Origin of the sequence: Streptomyces canus 299MFChir4.1 (assembly GCF_000383615.1) — a bacterium.
Classification (GTDB): Bacteria; Actinomycetota; Actinomycetes; order Streptomycetales; family Streptomycetaceae; genus Streptomyces; species Streptomyces canus_C.
Genome location: NZ_KB911614.1, coordinates 69,868 through 84,492, shown reverse-complemented (window position 1 = coordinate 84,492; position 14,625 = coordinate 69,868). Strand labels below are relative to the sequence as shown.

General features: G+C 70.7%; 15 protein-coding genes and 2 tRNA genes. 8 read left to right on the top strand and 9 right to left on the bottom strand.

The window, feature by feature from the left end; translation table 11 throughout:
* Nucleotides 1-59: 59 nt before the first annotated feature.
* Nucleotides 60-133: transfer RNA gene (locus tag H293_RS0139525), tRNA-Lys, on the bottom strand.
* Between the two features lie 153 nt (nucleotides 134-286).
* Between H293_RS0139525 and H293_RS0139520 the strand changes: the two genes are divergently transcribed.
* The 5 genes from H293_RS0139520 to H293_RS54355 all read left to right on the top strand — a co-directional run bounded on the left by H293_RS0139520 (nucleotide 287) and on the right by H293_RS54355 (nucleotide 5,668).
* Nucleotides 287-1,609 carry a peptidoglycan-binding protein gene (locus tag H293_RS0139520; protein WP_020123310.1) on the top strand — a complete coding sequence of 441 codons (1,323 nt, stop codon included), beginning with the start codon at nucleotides 287-289 and terminating at the stop codon, nucleotides 1,607-1,609.
* Between the two features lie 40 nt (nucleotides 1,610-1,649).
* A complete protein-coding gene (locus tag H293_RS0139515) occupies nucleotides 1,650-2,759 on the top strand; it encodes an SPFH domain-containing protein (protein ID WP_020123309.1) in 1,110 nt (369 codons plus the stop codon).
* 95 nt (nucleotides 2,760-2,854) lie between these two features.
* Entirely contained in the window at nucleotides 2,855-3,460 is a 606-nt protein-coding gene (locus tag H293_RS0139510) for a lytic polysaccharide monooxygenase auxiliary activity family 9 protein (protein ID WP_020123308.1), read from the top strand.
* Between the two features lie 86 nt (nucleotides 3,461-3,546).
* The gene (locus H293_RS0139505; RefSeq protein ID WP_020123307.1) at nucleotides 3,547-3,981 is read left to right on the top strand and encodes a DUF3592 domain-containing protein; all 435 of its coding nucleotides are present in this window, start codon (nucleotides 3,547-3,549) and stop codon (nucleotides 3,979-3,981) included.
* Nucleotides 3,982-4,021: 40 nt separating this feature from the next.
* Complete coding sequence (locus H293_RS54355) at nucleotides 4,022-5,668, top strand: long-chain-fatty-acid--CoA ligase (RefSeq protein ID WP_078612817.1); 1,647 nt, start codon at nucleotides 4,022-4,024, stop codon at nucleotides 5,666-5,668.
* Here H293_RS54355 and H293_RS0139485 read toward each other — a convergent pair.
* The 6 genes from H293_RS0139485 to ehuB form a co-directional block, all read right to left on the bottom strand.
* Nucleotides 5,634-5,707 (bottom strand) — tRNA-Lys (locus H293_RS0139485). The genes H293_RS54355 and H293_RS0139485 overlap by 35 nt on opposite strands.
* A gap of 95 nt (nucleotides 5,708-5,802) precedes the next feature.
* Nucleotides 5,803-6,561, bottom strand: coding sequence for an IclR family transcriptional regulator (locus H293_RS0139480; protein ID WP_020123306.1), 759 nt, complete (start codon nucleotides 6,559-6,561; stop codon nucleotides 5,803-5,805).
* Nucleotides 6,562-6,781: 220 nt separating this feature from the next.
* Complete coding sequence (ehuA, locus tag H293_RS0139475) at nucleotides 6,782-7,558, bottom strand: ectoine/hydroxyectoine ABC transporter ATP-binding protein EhuA (RefSeq protein ID WP_020123305.1); 777 nt, start codon at nucleotides 7,556-7,558, stop codon at nucleotides 6,782-6,784.
* A 10-nt stretch (nucleotides 7,559-7,568) separates the two neighbouring features.
* The gene (ehuD, locus tag H293_RS0139470; protein WP_020123304.1) at nucleotides 7,569-8,219 is read right to left on the bottom strand and encodes an ectoine/hydroxyectoine ABC transporter permease subunit EhuD; all 651 of its coding nucleotides are present in this window, start codon (nucleotides 8,217-8,219) and stop codon (nucleotides 7,569-7,571) included.
* Nucleotides 8,216-8,938, bottom strand: a complete 723-nt coding sequence (gene ehuC / locus H293_RS0139465; RefSeq protein ID WP_020123303.1) for an ectoine/hydroxyectoine ABC transporter permease subunit EhuC — start codon at nucleotides 8,936-8,938, stop codon at nucleotides 8,216-8,218. The genes ehuD and ehuC overlap by 4 nt, the downstream gene beginning before the upstream one ends.
* Nucleotides 8,935-9,840 (bottom strand): ectoine/hydroxyectoine ABC transporter substrate-binding protein EhuB, encoded by a 906-nt coding sequence (ehuB, locus tag H293_RS0139460; protein ID WP_020123302.1) that lies wholly within the window; start codon nucleotides 9,838-9,840, stop codon nucleotides 8,935-8,937. The genes ehuC and ehuB overlap by 4 nt, the downstream gene beginning before the upstream one ends.
* A gap of 96 nt (nucleotides 9,841-9,936) precedes the next feature.
* Between ehuB and H293_RS0139455 the strand changes: the two genes are divergently transcribed.
* Nucleotides 9,937-10,431 carry a DUF3830 family protein gene (locus H293_RS0139455; protein ID WP_020123301.1) on the top strand — a complete coding sequence of 165 codons (495 nt, stop codon included), beginning with the start codon at nucleotides 9,937-9,939 and terminating at the stop codon, nucleotides 10,429-10,431.
* A 3-nt stretch (nucleotides 10,432-10,434) separates the two neighbouring features.
* Here H293_RS0139455 and H293_RS0139450 read toward each other — a convergent pair whose 3' ends face one another.
* On the bottom strand, nucleotides 10,435-11,847 hold the full coding sequence (locus H293_RS0139450; RefSeq protein ID WP_020123300.1) for an amidase: 1,413 nt from the start codon (nucleotides 11,845-11,847) through the stop codon (nucleotides 10,435-10,437).
* Nucleotides 11,848-11,868: 21 nt separating this feature from the next.
* Nucleotides 11,869-12,816, bottom strand: a complete 948-nt coding sequence (locus H293_RS0139445; RefSeq protein ID WP_020123299.1) for a D-2-hydroxyacid dehydrogenase — start codon at nucleotides 12,814-12,816, stop codon at nucleotides 11,869-11,871.
* Between the two features lie 197 nt (nucleotides 12,817-13,013).
* On the opposite strand from H293_RS0139445, the gene H293_RS0139440 reads away from it, so the two are divergent.
* Both H293_RS0139440 and H293_RS0139435 read left to right on the top strand, forming a co-directional pair.
* Nucleotides 13,014-13,859 (top strand): maleate cis-trans isomerase family protein, encoded by an 846-nt coding sequence (locus H293_RS0139440; protein WP_020123298.1) that lies wholly within the window; start codon nucleotides 13,014-13,016, stop codon nucleotides 13,857-13,859.
* Nucleotides 13,856-14,587, top strand: a complete 732-nt coding sequence (locus H293_RS0139435; protein WP_020123297.1) for a maleate cis-trans isomerase family protein — start codon at nucleotides 13,856-13,858, stop codon at nucleotides 14,585-14,587. Before H293_RS0139440 ends, H293_RS0139435 begins: the two co-directional genes overlap by 4 nt.
* The last annotated feature ends 38 nt before the right edge of the window (nucleotides 14,588-14,625 follow it).

The window sequence follows — 14,625 nt, the reverse complement described above, 5'->3', positions numbered from 1 at the left end:
GGCGACGTGTCCGAATCGCGACAGGCCCCCCGGTTTCACGGGAGGCCTGTCCTTGTCTGTGCGCCGCCAGGGACTCGAACCCCGGACCCGCTGATTAAGAGTCAGCTGCTCTAACCAACTGAGCTAGCGGCGCCTGCTGACCTGGGCAACTCTACCCGATCCGGGATGGTGCTCCGGATCGGCGTACATCATTCGGACCGTCAGCATGCGCGTCCGGGCGACAGTTGAGAAACTGACGAATGTGTACAGTTGCGGACATTTCAATCTGGAGTGTGAGGGGCGTCGCATGGAGACTCCGGTATTCGAGGAAATCGATCCCGCGAGCGACTGCGACTGCCCAGGATGCGTCCACTGGCGGCGCGTTCTCCCCCGGTCGACCGGCGGTCACCCCGCCACCACCCGGGCCGTGATCCTCGCCGCCGCGGCCTCCACCGCCTTCGGCGCGGTCCACACGGCCCCGGCCTTCGCCGCCTCCCACGTCCGGGCCCGGCCAGGCGTCCCCGCGGTCGACGAGCCCGACACCCCCCAGGGCCACAAGGCCCCGCTGCACGGCCCCGGCGGCAGGCCGGGCGCCGTCAAGACGCCGACCACCACCCGCGCCGACATCATCCGGCGGGCCAAGCAGTGGGTCGCCGCGAAGGTGCCGTACAGCATGTCCGCCTACTGGGACGACGGCTACCGGCAGGACTGCTCGGGCTTCGTGTCCATGGCCTGGAACCTGCCCGGCAACGAGTGGACCGGCAGCCTGGGCCAGTACGGGATCAAGATCGCCAAGGATGACCTCCAGCCCGGCGACATCCTGCTCTTCCACAACCCGGCCAACCCCGAGCAGGGCTCGCACGTCGTCATCTTCGGCGGCTGGACCGACTACACGCGCACCTATTACCTCGCCTACGAGGAGACCCGCCCGCACGCCCGCGGGCAGGCCACCCCGTACGCCTACTGGAGCAACTCGGACCGGTACGTGGCCTACCGGTACAAGGGGCTCGCGGGCGCCACGACGGGCGGGGTACCGGCCACGTCCGAGCCGGACACCGCCAAGCCGCAGTCGCCGGACGTGACGCCCTACCCGGGGGCCGCCTACTTCGGTCCCGGGGCCAACAACAAGTACGTCACCCAACTCGGCCGCATGCTCGTGGAGCGCGGCGCCGGGCGCTACTACACCTCCGGTCCCGGCCCCCGCTGGACGGACACGGACCGCAGGGCCACCCAGGCGTTCCAGCAGGCGCAGGGCTGGCGGGGCGAGGACGCGGACGGGCTGCCCGGGGCGCAGACCTGGACGCTGCTGGTGACCGGCAAGGGCAAGGACATCGGGGCGACGGGCGGTCAGACCGGGGCGGCGGGCCCGTCGGCGCCCTCCTCGCACGGCGTCCCCGGCTACCCCGGGCGCGCGATGTTCCGGCCGGGCGCGAGCAACCAGTACGTCACCCAGCTCGGCAGACAGTTGGTGAAGAAAGGGTTCGGCAAGTACTACACGACCGGGCCGGGTCCGCGCTGGGGCGAGCCGGACCGGCGGGGCGTCGAGGCGTTCCAGCGCTCCCAGGGCTGGCGGGGCGGCGCGGCGGACGGCTACCCGGGGCCGGAGACCTGGCGGCGGCTCTTCTCGTAACCACCTGTGGTGACATCTGGCGCGGAGGCTGGAGACACGCATGACTACGACCACTTCACCCACACCGGAGTCCGAGGGGCACGCCCGCCCGGCCCGGCTCATCCAGAACGAGGCGACCACCGAGATCCCGGTCCATCTGCTCTTCCGTGACGACCCGGACCCGGTGTCGGTACCGCTGAAGCCCGCGGTGGTGGCCCGCCGGCAGGGCACCGGAGAACAGCCCCGGCTGCGCAGGCCCGACCAGGTCGTCCCGCGCCCCGCCCCCGACGTCGACCCCGAGCTGGCCGAGCGTCCCGCGCGGGTGCTGCCGGGCGCGGTGGGTGTCCTCGCCGGCACCTGCGGGGTGGCCGGGTGCGCGGTCACCTCGTGGTGGGCCGGCCTGTTGCCGCGGCTCGCACTGGAGGCGCTCAGGGTCCCGGCGTTCGCGGGCGCGGGCCTCGGTCCGGCGCAGTGGGCGGCGTACGCCGGAGCCGGTGCCCTCGGCCTGTTCGGCTTCGGCGGACTGGCCCGGGGCCGGACCGGGCGGGCCTGGGTGCTCGGTCTGTTCGGCCGCTACCGGGGGACCGTCCGGCGCACCGGCCTGATGTGGGTCAACCCGCTGCTGCTGCGCCGCCGGGTCGACGTGCGGCTGCGGCACTGGCGCGGCGAGCCGATGCCGGCCGCCGACGCGAGCGGGGTCGCGCTCCGGGTCGTCGTCCTCGTGGTGTGGCGGGTACGGGACACCGCGCGGGCCACGCTCGGCGTCGACGACCACGAGACGTACCTGCGCGAGTGCGTCGAGGCCGCGCTCGCCCGGGTCCCGGTGGAGGCGCCGGGCTCGGGGCACGGTTCGGCCGACGCGGCGGGGGAGGCACTGACCCGGCTGGTGGCCGCGGAGACCGCGCCCGTCGGTGTCGAGGTCTTCTCGGTCCAGCCGCTGCGCGTCGAGTACGCCCCCGAGGTCGCCGCCGCGATGCACCGCCGCCGGATCGCCGCGCTGGACGCCCAGCACCGGTCCACCGTGCTGACCTCGGTCGTGGACTCGGTGGAGGACACGGTGACGCGGCTGACCATGCGGGGCCTGGTGGAACTGGACGACTACGAACGCAAGGCGCTGGTGAAGGACTTGACGGTGGCGTTCTGCGCGGGCCGCGGAGAACAAGGGGCGTAGTTGGTATGGACATGGTCAACGCTCAGTAATAATCTGAGACTTGGTCTAGACCTGCAAGCTCACTGAACCTCCCCACGTTCTCCAGGAGCGGCAGTATGCGCAAAAAGACCAAGTGGTACGCCGCCGTGGTGGGTCTCGCCACCACCGGAGCCGTCGTGCTCTCCTCCGGCGGCGCCAGCAGCCATGGCTACACCGACCTCCCCATCAGCAGGCAGAAGCTCTGCCAGAACGGCACCGTGGCGAACTGCGGCGACATCCAGTGGGAGCCGCAGAGCGTCGAGGGCCCCAAGGGCTTCCCGGCCGGCGGACCCGCCGACGGCCAGATATGCAACGGCGGCGTGAGCCGCTTCAGCCAGCTCAGCGCGCCCAGGGCCCCCTCGGGCACGGCCTGGCCGGCGACCAAGGTGACGGGCGGCCAGAGCTACACCTTCCGCTGGCAGTTCACCGCCATGCACGCCACGACCGACTTCAAGTACTACGTCACCAAGGCGGGCTGGAACCAGAACCACAACCTGACCCGCTCCGACCTCAACCTCACCCCGTTCCTGACCGTCCCCTACAACGGCCAGCGACCCCCCTCGACCCTCTCGCACAGCGGCACCCTGCCGTCCGGGCTCAGCGGACGGCATGTGATCGTCGCGGTGTGGACGATCGCCGACACCACGAACGCGTTCTACGCCTGCTCGGACGTCACGTTCTGAGCATTGCTTGAGACAGTCCAGGCGTCCCCCGGGGTAGGTTCCCCCACACGATCACGCGATCGGTGCCTGACCTCGGGGGATCTGTCATGAACGCCTTCTTCTACGCCATTCCCGTCCTGATCATGGCCGTGGCCCTCTTCGGCGCGTACCTCATGGTGCGGCGCTGGCTGCGGATGCGCAGAGCCTGGACGAGCGGGCTCACCGCCGAGGCTCGGTGCCTGCGGGTGTACACCGTGGCGCACGGCGGCGGCGACAGCCGGGTGCGCACGAGCCTGCGTCATGTATACGAGTTCAGGGCCCGCGACGGCCGTGTCGTCCGTTTCGAGGAGGAGGGCGGCCCGGGCACCGTGCTCGAGGGCGATGTCGTCACCGCCCACTACGCCGAGGGCCCCCGCATCGTGGCCACGGCCCGTCCCGCCGGCGGCGGGCACGGCTGCGCCGCCTTCGCGGTGGTGGCCTTCGCCGGGGTGGTCGTCCTGTTCTGCGTCGGCTTCATGGCCTCCTTCGCCGCGATGTCCTAGACCTCCACATCTGACGACCCGTCAACTACCGTACGCCCCCATGGACTCCAGGAGGCGTACGGTCGCGGAGCTCGTAGCCGGCCGGTGGGGCGACCACCGGCCCGGACTGTGGTTCGAGGGGCGGGTGCTCACCCACCACGAGGTGGCGGCGGGCGCCGCCGCCCGGGCCGCACTGCTCACCGACCTGCTGCCGGGCGCCGGGGCCCACATCGGCCTGTTGCTCGACAACACCCCGGAATACCCGCAGTGGCTGGGCGCCGCCGCCCTCGCCCGCATCGCCGTCGCCGGTGTCAACCCCACCCGCCGCGGCGCCGAGCTCGCCCGCGACATCCTGCACACCGAGTGCCGCCTGCTGGTCACCGAGCCGTCCCAACTCCCCTTGCTGCGCGGCCTCGACCTCCCCGGCGTCCGCCTGCTGGTGACCGGCACCGAGGAGTACGACACCCTGCTGGCGCCCTACGCCGACGCCGAACCGGACGCCTCCCGCGCCGCGCCCGACGACCGGCTGCTCCTCTACTTCACCTCCGGCTCGACCGGCGCCCCCAAGGCCGCGCTCTGCTCCCAGGGGCGCCTGGCCGCCGCCGGGCGCTCGCTGGCCGAACAGTTCCGGCTCGGCCCTGACGGGGTGCACTACATCTGCATGCCGATGTTCCACGGCAACGCGGTGATCGCCGACTGGGCGCCCGCGCTGGCGACCGGGGCGGGCATCGCGCTCAGACGGCGGTTCTCGGCCTCGGGGTTCCTGGCGGACGTGCGCGCGTACGGGGCGACGTACTTCACCTATGTCGGCCGGGCGATCCAGTACGTCCTGGCCACCGAGGAGCGCGAGGACGACCGGGACAACCCGCTGCGGCTCGGCTTCGGCACCGAGGCGGGGGCCGTGGACGCGGCGGCCTTCGAGCGGCGGTTCGGGGTGCGGCTGGTCGAGGGGTACGGGTCCTCCGAGGGCGGCGCGGCGATCCAGTGGGCGCCGGGGACTCCGCGGGGCGCGGTCGGGCGGGCGGGGCCCGGACTCGTCGTACTCGATCAGGAGACGGGGGAGGAGTGTCCGCCGGCACGGTTCGACGCGGCCGGGCGGCTGCTGAACGGGGACTCGGCGATAGGGGAACTGGTGAACAGGGCCCCTAACCCCTTCGAGGGGTACTGGCGCAACCCCGGGGCGGAGGCCGAGCGCCGCCGGGGAGGCTGGTACTGGACCGGAGACCTCTTCTACCGGGACGCCGACGGCTACCTCTACTTCGCGGGCCGCACCGACGACCGACTCCGCGTCGACAGCGAGAACCTGGCCGCCGCGATGATCGAGAACATCCTCGCCCGCTACGAGGGGGCGGTGGCCGTCGCCGTGTACGCGGTGCCCGATCCGGTGACCGGGGACCAGGTGATGGCGACCGTCGCGGGGACCTTCGACCCGGAGACCTTCGCGGACTTCCTGGAAGCCCAGCCCGATCTCGGCACGAAGATGGCGCCCCGGTTCGTGCGGGTGGTGGAGCGGATACCGGTCACGGCGACGAACAAGATCAACCGAGCGCTGCTCAGGAAAGAAGGCCTGCGCTGCACGGACCCGGTGTGGTGGCGGCCGCCCGGGACAGGGACGTACCGGCGTCTGGAAAACGCCGAAGGGCCTCTCGCTCCCACGAGAGGCCCTTCACCGGTGCGCCGCCAGGGACTCGAACCCCGGACCCGCTGATTAAGAGTCAGCTGCTCTAACCAACTGAGCTAGCGGCGCGTGACTCTCGCCCTCCGCCTTCGGCGGCTGGCGACAGAGAAAATACTACCCGGTCGGAAGGGGTGCTTCTGACCACTGCCCCGCGGGCAGTCGCCCTAGATCGTTAGTGACAGCAGTACCGGAGCCGCCCCACGGTTCAAGCGGTCCGTCGCCTGGCGCAGGCGGTGGGCCTGGTCGACCGGCAGGGACAGCGCGAGGCATCCCACCAGCGAACCCGCGGTGATCGGCACCGCCGCGCACACCGTGCCCACCGCGTACTCCTGGAGGTCGAGGTGGGGGACCGTCGGCGGCTGGGCGTCCAGGCGGGAGAGCAGCAGCTTGTCGTTGGTGATGGTCCGCGAGGTGAGGCGGGTCATGCGGTGCCGGGAGAGGTGGTCGCGGCGCCCGTTGTGGTCCAGCTGGCTGAGCAGGCTCTTGCCGAGCGCGGTGGCGTGGGCGGAGGAGCGGAAGTCCACCCACTCGTTGACCGCCGGGGTCGCGGGACCGTCGGCGTACTGGGCGATGGTGACCTCTCCGTCGACGTACCGGCTGATGTAGACGGCCGCGCCGATCGAGTCGCGCAGTTCGTCGAGGGTGCGCTGGAGCTGGTCGCGCAGGGCCTCGTCACGGTCGCGCACCGAGGTGAGCCTGGTCAGGGCGTCCCCCGTCACATACGCGCCGTCGGCGACCTGCTCGACGTACCCCTCGCGGCGCAGCATCCTCAGGAGCGTGGTCAGTCGCTCCGGGTCGAGGCCGGTGGTACGGGCGAGTTCGGCGTCGGTGACTCCGGCGGTGTGCCGTGCCACGGTCTCCAGGACGCGCAGCGCGTCCTGAGCCGAGTGGTACGGCGCGGTCGGCTCGTGCTTCAGCGCCACGGTGTTCCCCCTGCGCTCGCTCGGTCGCACTACTACTGGGCCGTAATCCAGACAGCGATCCCCTCCACGATAACCGGCAAAAGGCTTGTAGTGAGCGGCCGTTGACGAGATTCCGTCCCCGGGCCGGGCCTCTCAGCAGGGGCGCTGACACGCTGGCATATGCCAAGGACATGACCCGGGTCCGGGACCTCGAAGGTTGAACGTTGTTCATTTCCGGGAGTCAGAGAACCGCGCTCAGAAATTCCCGTGTGCGGTCCTGCGCGGGGTCGCTGAAGATCTTCTCCGGCGGACCCGACTCGATGATCCGGCCCGAGTCGAACATCAGGACCTGGTCGGAGATGTCCCGGGCGAAGTTCATCTCGTGGGTCACGCAGAGCATCGTGATGTCGGTGGTGCGGGCGATGTCCCGCAGCACGTCGAGGACGCCGGCGACCAGCTCCGGGTCGAGCGCCGAGGTCACCTCGTCGAGCAGCATCACCCGCGGCCGCATGGCCAGTGCCCGGGCGATCGCCACCCGCTGCTGCTGACCGCCGGAGAGCTGGGTCGGCCGGGCGCCGGCCTTGTCGGCGAGGCCCACCAGATCGAGCAGCTCACGCGCGCGTGCCTCCGCCTCGTCCTTGGACATGCCGAGGACGGTGACGGGCGCCTCGGTGATGTTCCTGAGGACCGACATGTTCGGGAAGAGGTTGAACTGCTGGAAGACCATCCCGATCTTCTTGCGGACCTCGCGCAGCTGCTTCTCCGGCGCCGGGAACAGCTTCTCGCCGTCGACGGTGACCGTCCCCTCGTCGGGCTTGGTCAGCGTCATCAGCATCCGCAGGATCGTGGTTTTGCCGGATCCGGAGGGGCCGATCAGCGTCACGTGCTTGCCGGAGTCGACGGAGAAGTTCAGCCGGTCCAGGACCGTGTTCGACCCGAAGCGCTTGGTCACGTCCTCGAAGCGGATCAGCTCACTGCCGTCGACCGGCGGGTTGGTGTTCGCGTCGGGTTCTTTCATGAGGGGAGTGTCAGCGGACAAGACGTCGCTCCAGGGATCGCAGAAGAAGGGAGGCCAGATAGGAGATGACGATGAAGGCCACGCCGATCACGGTCAGCGGCTCGGTGAACTGGAAGTGCTCCTGGGCGAACAGCCGCGCCTCGCCGAGCATCTCCAGGACCGTGATGACCATCAGCATCGGGGTGTCCTTGAGCATCGAGATCACGTAGTTGCCGAGGGCCGGCACGACCCGGCGGATCGCCTGCGGCAGGATCACCACCTGCCAGGTCCGCACCCGCGGCAGGTTCAGCGCGGTCGCCGCCTCCCACTGACCGGGCGGCACCGCCTCGATACCGGCCCGGTAGACCTGCATCGTGTACGTCGAGTAGTGCAGCCCGATCCCGATGACACCGGTGGCCAGCGCCGAGAGGGTCACGCCCCACTCGGGCAGCACGTAGAAGAGGAAGAACAGCTGGACCAGCAGCGGGGTGTTGCGCACGAACTCCGTGACCACCCCGACCGGCCAGCGCACGAACCGCGACGGCGCGCGCATCAGCAGCGCCCACACCAGGCCCAGCGCGAACGAGATCAGCGAGCCGAGCGCGAGGGCCTGCAGGGTGACCAGCAGACCGTCCCAGAACTGCGGCATGAAGTCGCTTACGGCATTCCAGTCCCACGTCATGCGACCTGACCTCCTACGCCCGTCGTCTGAGCACGCTTCAGCTCGGCGTCGGTGTCAAGACCGCGTTGGGGCTCCTTGCCGACCCCCGCCTTCAGCTTCTTCTCCAGGCCCCGCATCAACCGCGTGAGCAGGAAGGCGATCACGAAGTAGATGAGCAGCAGATACGTGTAGATCCCGGCGCTCTCCTGGAGCGCGAGCCGCACCAGGTTGCCGCTGAACGCCAGGTCGCCCATGCCCATCACGGACACCAGCGCGGTGCCCTTGAGCAGCTCGATCAGCAGGTTGGAGAACGGCGGGATCATCTCCGGCACCGCCTGCGGCAGCAGGATCAGCCGCATCCGCTGCCAGGGCGTGAAGCTCAGCGCGATCCCGCCCTCCTGCTGCGCCGGGTCGACCGCCTTGAGCGCCCCGCGCACGATCTCGGAGCCGTACGCCCCGTAGGTGAGGCCGAGCGCGAGGGTGCCCGCCCACATCGGGACGAGCTGCCAGCCGAAGGCCGGGGGCAGCACGAAGAACACCCAGAAGATCATCACCAGCGCGGAGGTGCCGCGGAACACCTCGGTGTAGAAGCCCGCGAGGAAGCGGACGATCCACAGCCGGTGGGTGCGCGCTACGCCGACCACGAAGGACACGGCGGCGGCGAGGATCGCGCTGAAGAACAGCAGCTGGACCGTGGTCCAGATGCCCTTGAACACCAGTTCCCAGAGTCCGGAGGTCATCCGCCGCAGAGCTCCTTCGCGGTCAGGTCCGTCATCTCGGCCCGCGTGAACCCGAAGGGCTTGAGGACCCGGAGCAGTTCCCCGCTCTTCTTCAGCTTCCGCAGCTCGGCGTTGAAGGCGTCCCGCAGGTTCGTCTCGGTGCGGCGGAACGCGAAGGCACCGCCGTCGATGTGCGGCTTGCCGTCCACCGTCGGGGTGAAGGCCTTCGTCGCCTCCGCCTTGGCCGATTTCTTCACCACCTCACGGGTGGTGAGCGCGGTTCCGGCGAACACGTCGACGCGCCCCGCCTCCACCGCGTTCAGCCCCGCGACCTGGTCGGGAACGATCAGGATGTCGCTCTCCTTGTATCCAGCCTCGACGGCGTACCCGATCTCCGCATAGCCGGTACCGGTGGCGAACTTCGCCTTCTTCGCGACGACGTCCTTGTAGTTGTGAAGACCTTTGGGATTTCCCTTGCGCACGATGAAGGAATCGAGCATCTGGTAGTCGGGATCTGCGAAGATCACCTGTTCGCAGCGTTCCGGGGTGACATACATCCCGGCCGCCACGACATCGAACTGCTGCGAATTCAGCCCGGGAATGAGCGAGCCGAACTCGGTGGGCACGGGCTGCACCCGGTCCACCCCGAGCCGCTTGAATACGACCTTCGCGAGTTCGGGTGCCTCGCCGGTCAGGTCGCCGTTCTTGTCGATGTACCCGAAGGGGATCTCACCCGCGATTCCCAGCCGTACGACACCCGCCGCTCTGAGCCGGTCGAGCAGTTCACCGCCCCCTGTGGTGGAGGCGGTGGCCACACGTGAGCAGCCGGCCGCGCCCAGCGCGCCGAGCGCCGCTACCCCCGCGAGCAGCGACCGGCGGGTGGTCCCGGATATGTGTTCGCCGTGTTCCAGTGGTGGAGCCATGGCGGCGCGGCTACCCGACCGGATGCGACTTATGCGGATCGATTTGAGCCCTGTTTTTGCCGAGGCCCTCTTGACCGGCGGGGGACCATGGAATGCATGGCTGACCGCTACATCGAAGTCTCGCTGGTCAAGCGCGGGATCACCGCCAGGGCAAAGCTCCTGGACGACCGGGCGCCGATCACCTGCGCGGCCGTATGGGACGCCCTCCCGCTCGCCGGTGACGTCTATCACGCGAAGTACGCACGCAACGAGATCTACGCCCTTTTCCCGCCGTTCGCGGAAACAGAGCCACCCCTGGAAAATCCGACAGTTACCCCGATTCCCGGAGATCTCTGCTATTTCTCCTTCGCGGGCACGGAACTCGGCACGAAGTCCTACGGCTACGACCGCGAGGTCCGCGCGGGCACGACGGTGGTCGACCTGGCTCTGTTCTACGAGCGCAACAACCTGCTCCTGAACGCCGACGTCGGCTGGGTGCCGGGCATCGTCTGGGGCCAGGTGGTGGAGGGGCTGGACGCCCTGGCCGAGGGCTGCAACGACCTCTGGCGCTCGGGCGCCCTCGGCGAGAGCCTGCGTTTCAGCCGGGCCTAGCCCTCACCTCGCGTGGGCCGCGACGGGCGGCCGGATGCCCGCCGCCTCCGCCTCGTACAGGGCGTGGGCCGCCCGCAGTACCAGGTCGTCCCGGTGCCGGGCCGCCACGATCTGGAGCCCCACCGGCAGCCCGTCGCCGTCCGTGCCGACGGGCACGCTCGCCGCCGGCTGCTGCGTCATGTTGAAGGGGTACGTGAACGGCGTCCACCCCGTCCAGCGGTGGTGCCCCGAGCCCTTCGGGACCTCCGTGCCCGCCTCGAACGCGGTGATCGGCAGGGCCGGGGTGACCAACAGGTCGTAGGAGTCGTGGAAACGGCCCATCCGGCGCCCGAGGTCCATCCGGACGTCCACCGCGGCCAGGTAGTCGAGCGCGCTCATGCGGGCCCCGCGGCCGCAGATCTCCCGGAGCCCCGGGTCCAGCACCTCCCGCTGGTGCGGCCCGAGATGCTGGGTCACCCGGGCCGCCCCGCTGAACCACAGGGTGTGGAAGGCGTCCACGGGATCGGTGAAGTCGGGGTCGGCCTCGGTGACGTACGCGCCGAGTCCGGCCAGCCGCTCCACGGCACGGCGGACCGCGGCCGCGACCCCCGGCTGTACGGCCACCTGGCCGCCGAGGGACGGCGAGTAGGCCACCCGCAGCCCGCGCACGCCGCCCGCGAGGGCCGCCGTGTACGGGCCGGCCGCCGGGCCCAGCGCCGACCAGTCACGGGAGTCCGGCACGCCGATGACGTCGAGCAGCAGCGCCGCGTCGGCCGCGTCCCGGGTCATCGGGCCGACGTGGGCGAGGGTGCCGAAGGCGCTCGCCGGGTAGAGCGGCACCCGCCCGTACGTCGGCTTCAGGGCGAAGATCCCGCAGAACGCGGCCGGGATACGGACACTGCCCCCGCCGTCCGTGCCGAGCGCGAGCGGCCCCGCGCCGAGCGCCACGGCCGCCGCGGCACCCCCGCTGGAGCCGCCCGCGGTGCGCGTCGGGTCGTAGGGATTGCGGGTCACTCCCGACAGCGGTGAGTCCGTGACGCCCTTCCAGCCGAACTCCGGAGTGGTCGTCTTGCCGAGGAACACGGCGCCCTGCTCGCGCAGTCGGGCGACGGAGGGCGCGTCCTCGTCCCACGTGCCGCTCTCCGAGATCGTCCTGGAGCCCTTCAGGGTGGGGGCGCCGCGCGTCAGCAGGATGTCCTTCACCGTGACCGGAACGCCGTCCACCGCGCCGCACGGCTCCCCGCGCCGCCAGCGGTCGGCCGACGCGCGCGCCTGCGCGAGGGCTTCCTCGCCGGTCAGCCGTACGAACGCGGTCACCTCCGGCTGGATCCGCTCGGCCCGCTCCAGGGCCGCCCGGGTGGCCTCGACGGGGCTGAACTCCCCCTTGCGGTAACCCTCGACGAGTTGTACGGCGGTCAGTCCGGTGAGGTCCTGCATCTGCTGCCCCTCGCTCGACGTTCAGTGCCCTGGTACATACCCGCGCTTCTTGTCGACCACGTTCGGCAGCGATCTGCCCGCCTCCCAGCGGTCGTACAACTCCACGAACTGCGTGCCGAGTTCATCGCGCCAGCCGACCGTGTCACCGCTCATGTGCGGGGACACGATCAGCCCCGGGACCCGCCACAACGGGCTCTCGGGCGGCAGCGGTTCGGTGTCGAACACGTCGAGGGCGGCCCCGGCGATCCACCGCTTGGACACCGCCTCCACCAGCGCCTCCTCGACGACCAGCTGACCCCGGCCGATGTTGATGAACCGGGCGGAGGGCTGCATCATCCCGAAGCGGCGGGCGTCGAACATGCCGTGTGTCTCCGCGGTGAGCGGGGCGGCCGCGATCACCCAGTCGGCGCGGGCCATCAGCCGGTCGAGGTCGTCGGGGCCGTGGATGCCGGTGCGGGGGCGGCGGCCGACCAGGGCGGTCGTGATGCCGAGCGCCTTGAGCATGCTCACGATCGCCCGGCCGATGGGCCCGGAGCCGACCACGCACGCGCGCGTGCCTGCCACCCGCTGGGACTCCCGATGCCGCCACACGCCCTCGCGTTGCAGCTCCAGGGTCCGGGGCAGGTCCTTCGCCATCGTCAGGACCAGCGCGGCCACGTACTCGGCGATCGGCTGGTCGAAGACCCCGCGCGCGTTGGTCACCACCGTGTCGGAGACGGCGAGTTCGGGACACATCAGGTGGTCCACGCCCGCGCTCGCTGTGTGCACCCAGCGGGGCCGAGGCCCCTCGCCCGGCCAGGCGTCGCGCACCGCGGTCGAGGCGAAGTCCCAGACCAGCAGCACGTCGGCGGACGGCAGCCGCTCGGCGAGAGTGGTCCCGTCCGCGTGCTCGATCCGGGCCCGGCCGGTGAGCCGGCCGAGGCGCGGCGGGGGGTCGGCGTCAAGGACCAGAAGGGTGGGGACGGACATCGAGCCACCGTTTCTACGGGTTGTCGCGGGGCTGCCGGGCGTCTGACGTGGGCGGGAAACCGGCGGCAACCCCGGTGTTTACATGTGCTTGACATGGGCGGATTGACCACGCTCGCACCCGAACCTACCTTCGTCAACACGGGCGTTGCGTACGTTCCGCTGTCCCTCCGTCTCTCACCGTGAGGCCGGTCTTCGCCATGGACGTTTCGTTTCTAGGTGGTCCGCGCCCTCAGCGCGGTGTCGGTGTCGTCGCCCCCTTCGACTTCGCGCTGGATCGCGAGCTGTGGCGCTGGGTCCCCGACGAGATCTCGCTCCATCTCACCCGCACCCCGTACGTCCCCGTCGAGGTCAGCCTCGACCTGGCCCGCCTGGTCAGCGAGCACGAGACCCTGCACGAGGCCGTGCGCACGCTCAACGCCATCGCCCCCGAGATCGTCGCCTACGCCTGCACCTCCGGCAGCTTCGTTGGCGGGGTCGCAGGGGAACGCGCCATGTGCGCGGCCATGACCAGGGCGGGCGCGGTCCCGTCCCTGACCACGTCCGGCGCCCTCCTGGACGCCCTCGCCGAGCTCGACGTGCGCCGGGTGGCGCTGGTGACGCCGTACACGGTGTCGGTGACCAGGGCGCTGGAGGAGTACGTCGCCGAGGCGGGTGTCTCGGTCACCGGCTGCGCCTACATGGGCCTGACCCGGCACATCTGGAAGGTGCCCTACCGGCAGGTCTCCGAGATGGCCCACAAGGCCGTACGGGCCGACGCCCAGGCGCTGTTCATCAGCTGCACCAACCTGCCGACGTACGACGTCATCCCGCAACTGGAGGCGGAGCTGCGGATACCGGTGATCTCGGCCAACCAGGTGACGATGTGGGCGGCGTTGCGCCGATTGGGTACCCGAGCCGTGGGACCGTACCAGGCGCTGATCGACCCGGCGGCGAGGACCGGTCCCCTGCGCCCGGAGCTACCGGGCCTGCGCCCGGAGATTCCGGGTCTGCCGGAAGTCCGGGGCCTGCCGGACGAAGAACAGCAGCAGGAAGGCTGGACATGACCGCACTCGGATTCCTCTACCCGGGACATTCCGCCGAGGACGACTACCCGCGCATCGAACAGCTCCTGGGCAGCGACATCCGCCTCGACGTGGTCCACACCGACATCGGCACGGACGCCCACCGCGTGGACGCCCTCCAGGAGATGGGCTCGCCCGAGCGGCTCGCCGCCGGCGTCGAGGAACTGCGCATGTCGGGCGCCGAGTCCGTCGTCTGGGCCTGCACCAGCGGCAGCTTCGTGCGCGGCTGGGAAGGCGCCCAGGAACAGGTCCGCACCTTGGCCCGCACGGCCGGCATGCCCGCCTCCTCGACCTCCTTCGCCTTCGTGCACGCGGCCCGGGAGATCGAGGCCGGACGGGTGGCGGTCGCGGCGACCTACCCGGACGACGTGGCGGGCCTGTTCGCCGAGTTCCTGCGGGCGGGCGGGATCCAGGTCGGCCAGGTCCGCGGCGCCGGGATCATCACCGCCGCGGAGGTCGGCACCTGGGGCGAGGAGGAGGTCTTCGCGCTGGCCCGGCAGGCCGACTCGCCGGACGCCGAGGCGGTGCTCCTCCCGGACACCGCCCTCCACACGGCCGGCCACATCCAGGCCCTGGAGAAGGAACTCGGCAAGCCGGTCCTCACCGCGAACCAGGTCACCGTCTGGGAGGCCCTGAGGCTGACCGACCGCCGGGTGAACGCTCCGGCGATGGGGGCGCTGTTCACACGGGAGCCGATCGTCCAGGTGTGAGGCGGACGGCTTCAGGCGCTCACCGCCGACGCTCCTGC

What these genes read in the sequence shown, in the direction of transcription:
- H293_RS0139520 (WP_020123310.1), top strand. Translation starts at nt 287, where the DNA reads ATGGAGACTCCGGTATTCGAGGAAATCGATCCCGCGAGCGACTGCGAC.
- H293_RS0139515 (WP_020123309.1), top strand. Translation starts at nt 1,650, where the DNA reads ATGACTACGACCACTTCACCCACACCGGAGTCCGAGGGGCACGCCCGC.
- H293_RS0139510 (WP_020123308.1), top strand. Translation starts at nt 2,855, where the DNA reads ATGCGCAAAAAGACCAAGTGGTACGCCGCCGTGGTGGGTCTCGCCACC.
- H293_RS0139505 (WP_020123307.1), top strand. Translation starts at nt 3,547, where the DNA reads ATGAACGCCTTCTTCTACGCCATTCCCGTCCTGATCATGGCCGTGGCC.
- H293_RS54355 (WP_078612817.1), top strand. Translation starts at nt 4,022, where the DNA reads ATGGACTCCAGGAGGCGTACGGTCGCGGAGCTCGTAGCCGGCCGGTGG.
- ehuA (WP_020123305.1), bottom strand. Translation starts at nt 7,558, where the DNA reads ATGAAAGAACCCGACGCGAACACCAACCCGCCGGTCGACGGCAGTGAG.
- ehuD (WP_020123304.1), bottom strand. Translation starts at nt 8,219, where the DNA reads ATGACGTGGGACTGGAATGCCGTAAGCGACTTCATGCCGCAGTTCTGG.
- ehuC (WP_020123303.1), bottom strand. Translation starts at nt 8,938, where the DNA reads ATGACCTCCGGACTCTGGGAACTGGTGTTCAAGGGCATCTGGACCACG.
- ehuB (WP_020123302.1), bottom strand. Translation starts at nt 9,840, where the DNA reads ATGGCTCCACCACTGGAACACGGCGAACACATATCCGGGACCACCCGC.
- H293_RS0139455 (WP_020123301.1), top strand. Translation starts at nt 9,937, where the DNA reads ATGGCTGACCGCTACATCGAAGTCTCGCTGGTCAAGCGCGGGATCACC.
- H293_RS0139450 (WP_020123300.1), bottom strand. Translation starts at nt 11,847, where the DNA reads ATGCAGGACCTCACCGGACTGACCGCCGTACAACTCGTCGAGGGTTAC.
- H293_RS0139445 (WP_020123299.1), bottom strand. Translation starts at nt 12,816, where the DNA reads ATGTCCGTCCCCACCCTTCTGGTCCTTGACGCCGACCCCCCGCCGCGC.
- H293_RS0139440 (WP_020123298.1), top strand. Translation starts at nt 13,014, where the DNA reads ATGGACGTTTCGTTTCTAGGTGGTCCGCGCCCTCAGCGCGGTGTCGGT.
- H293_RS0139435 (WP_020123297.1), top strand. Translation starts at nt 13,856, where the DNA reads ATGACCGCACTCGGATTCCTCTACCCGGGACATTCCGCCGAGGACGAC.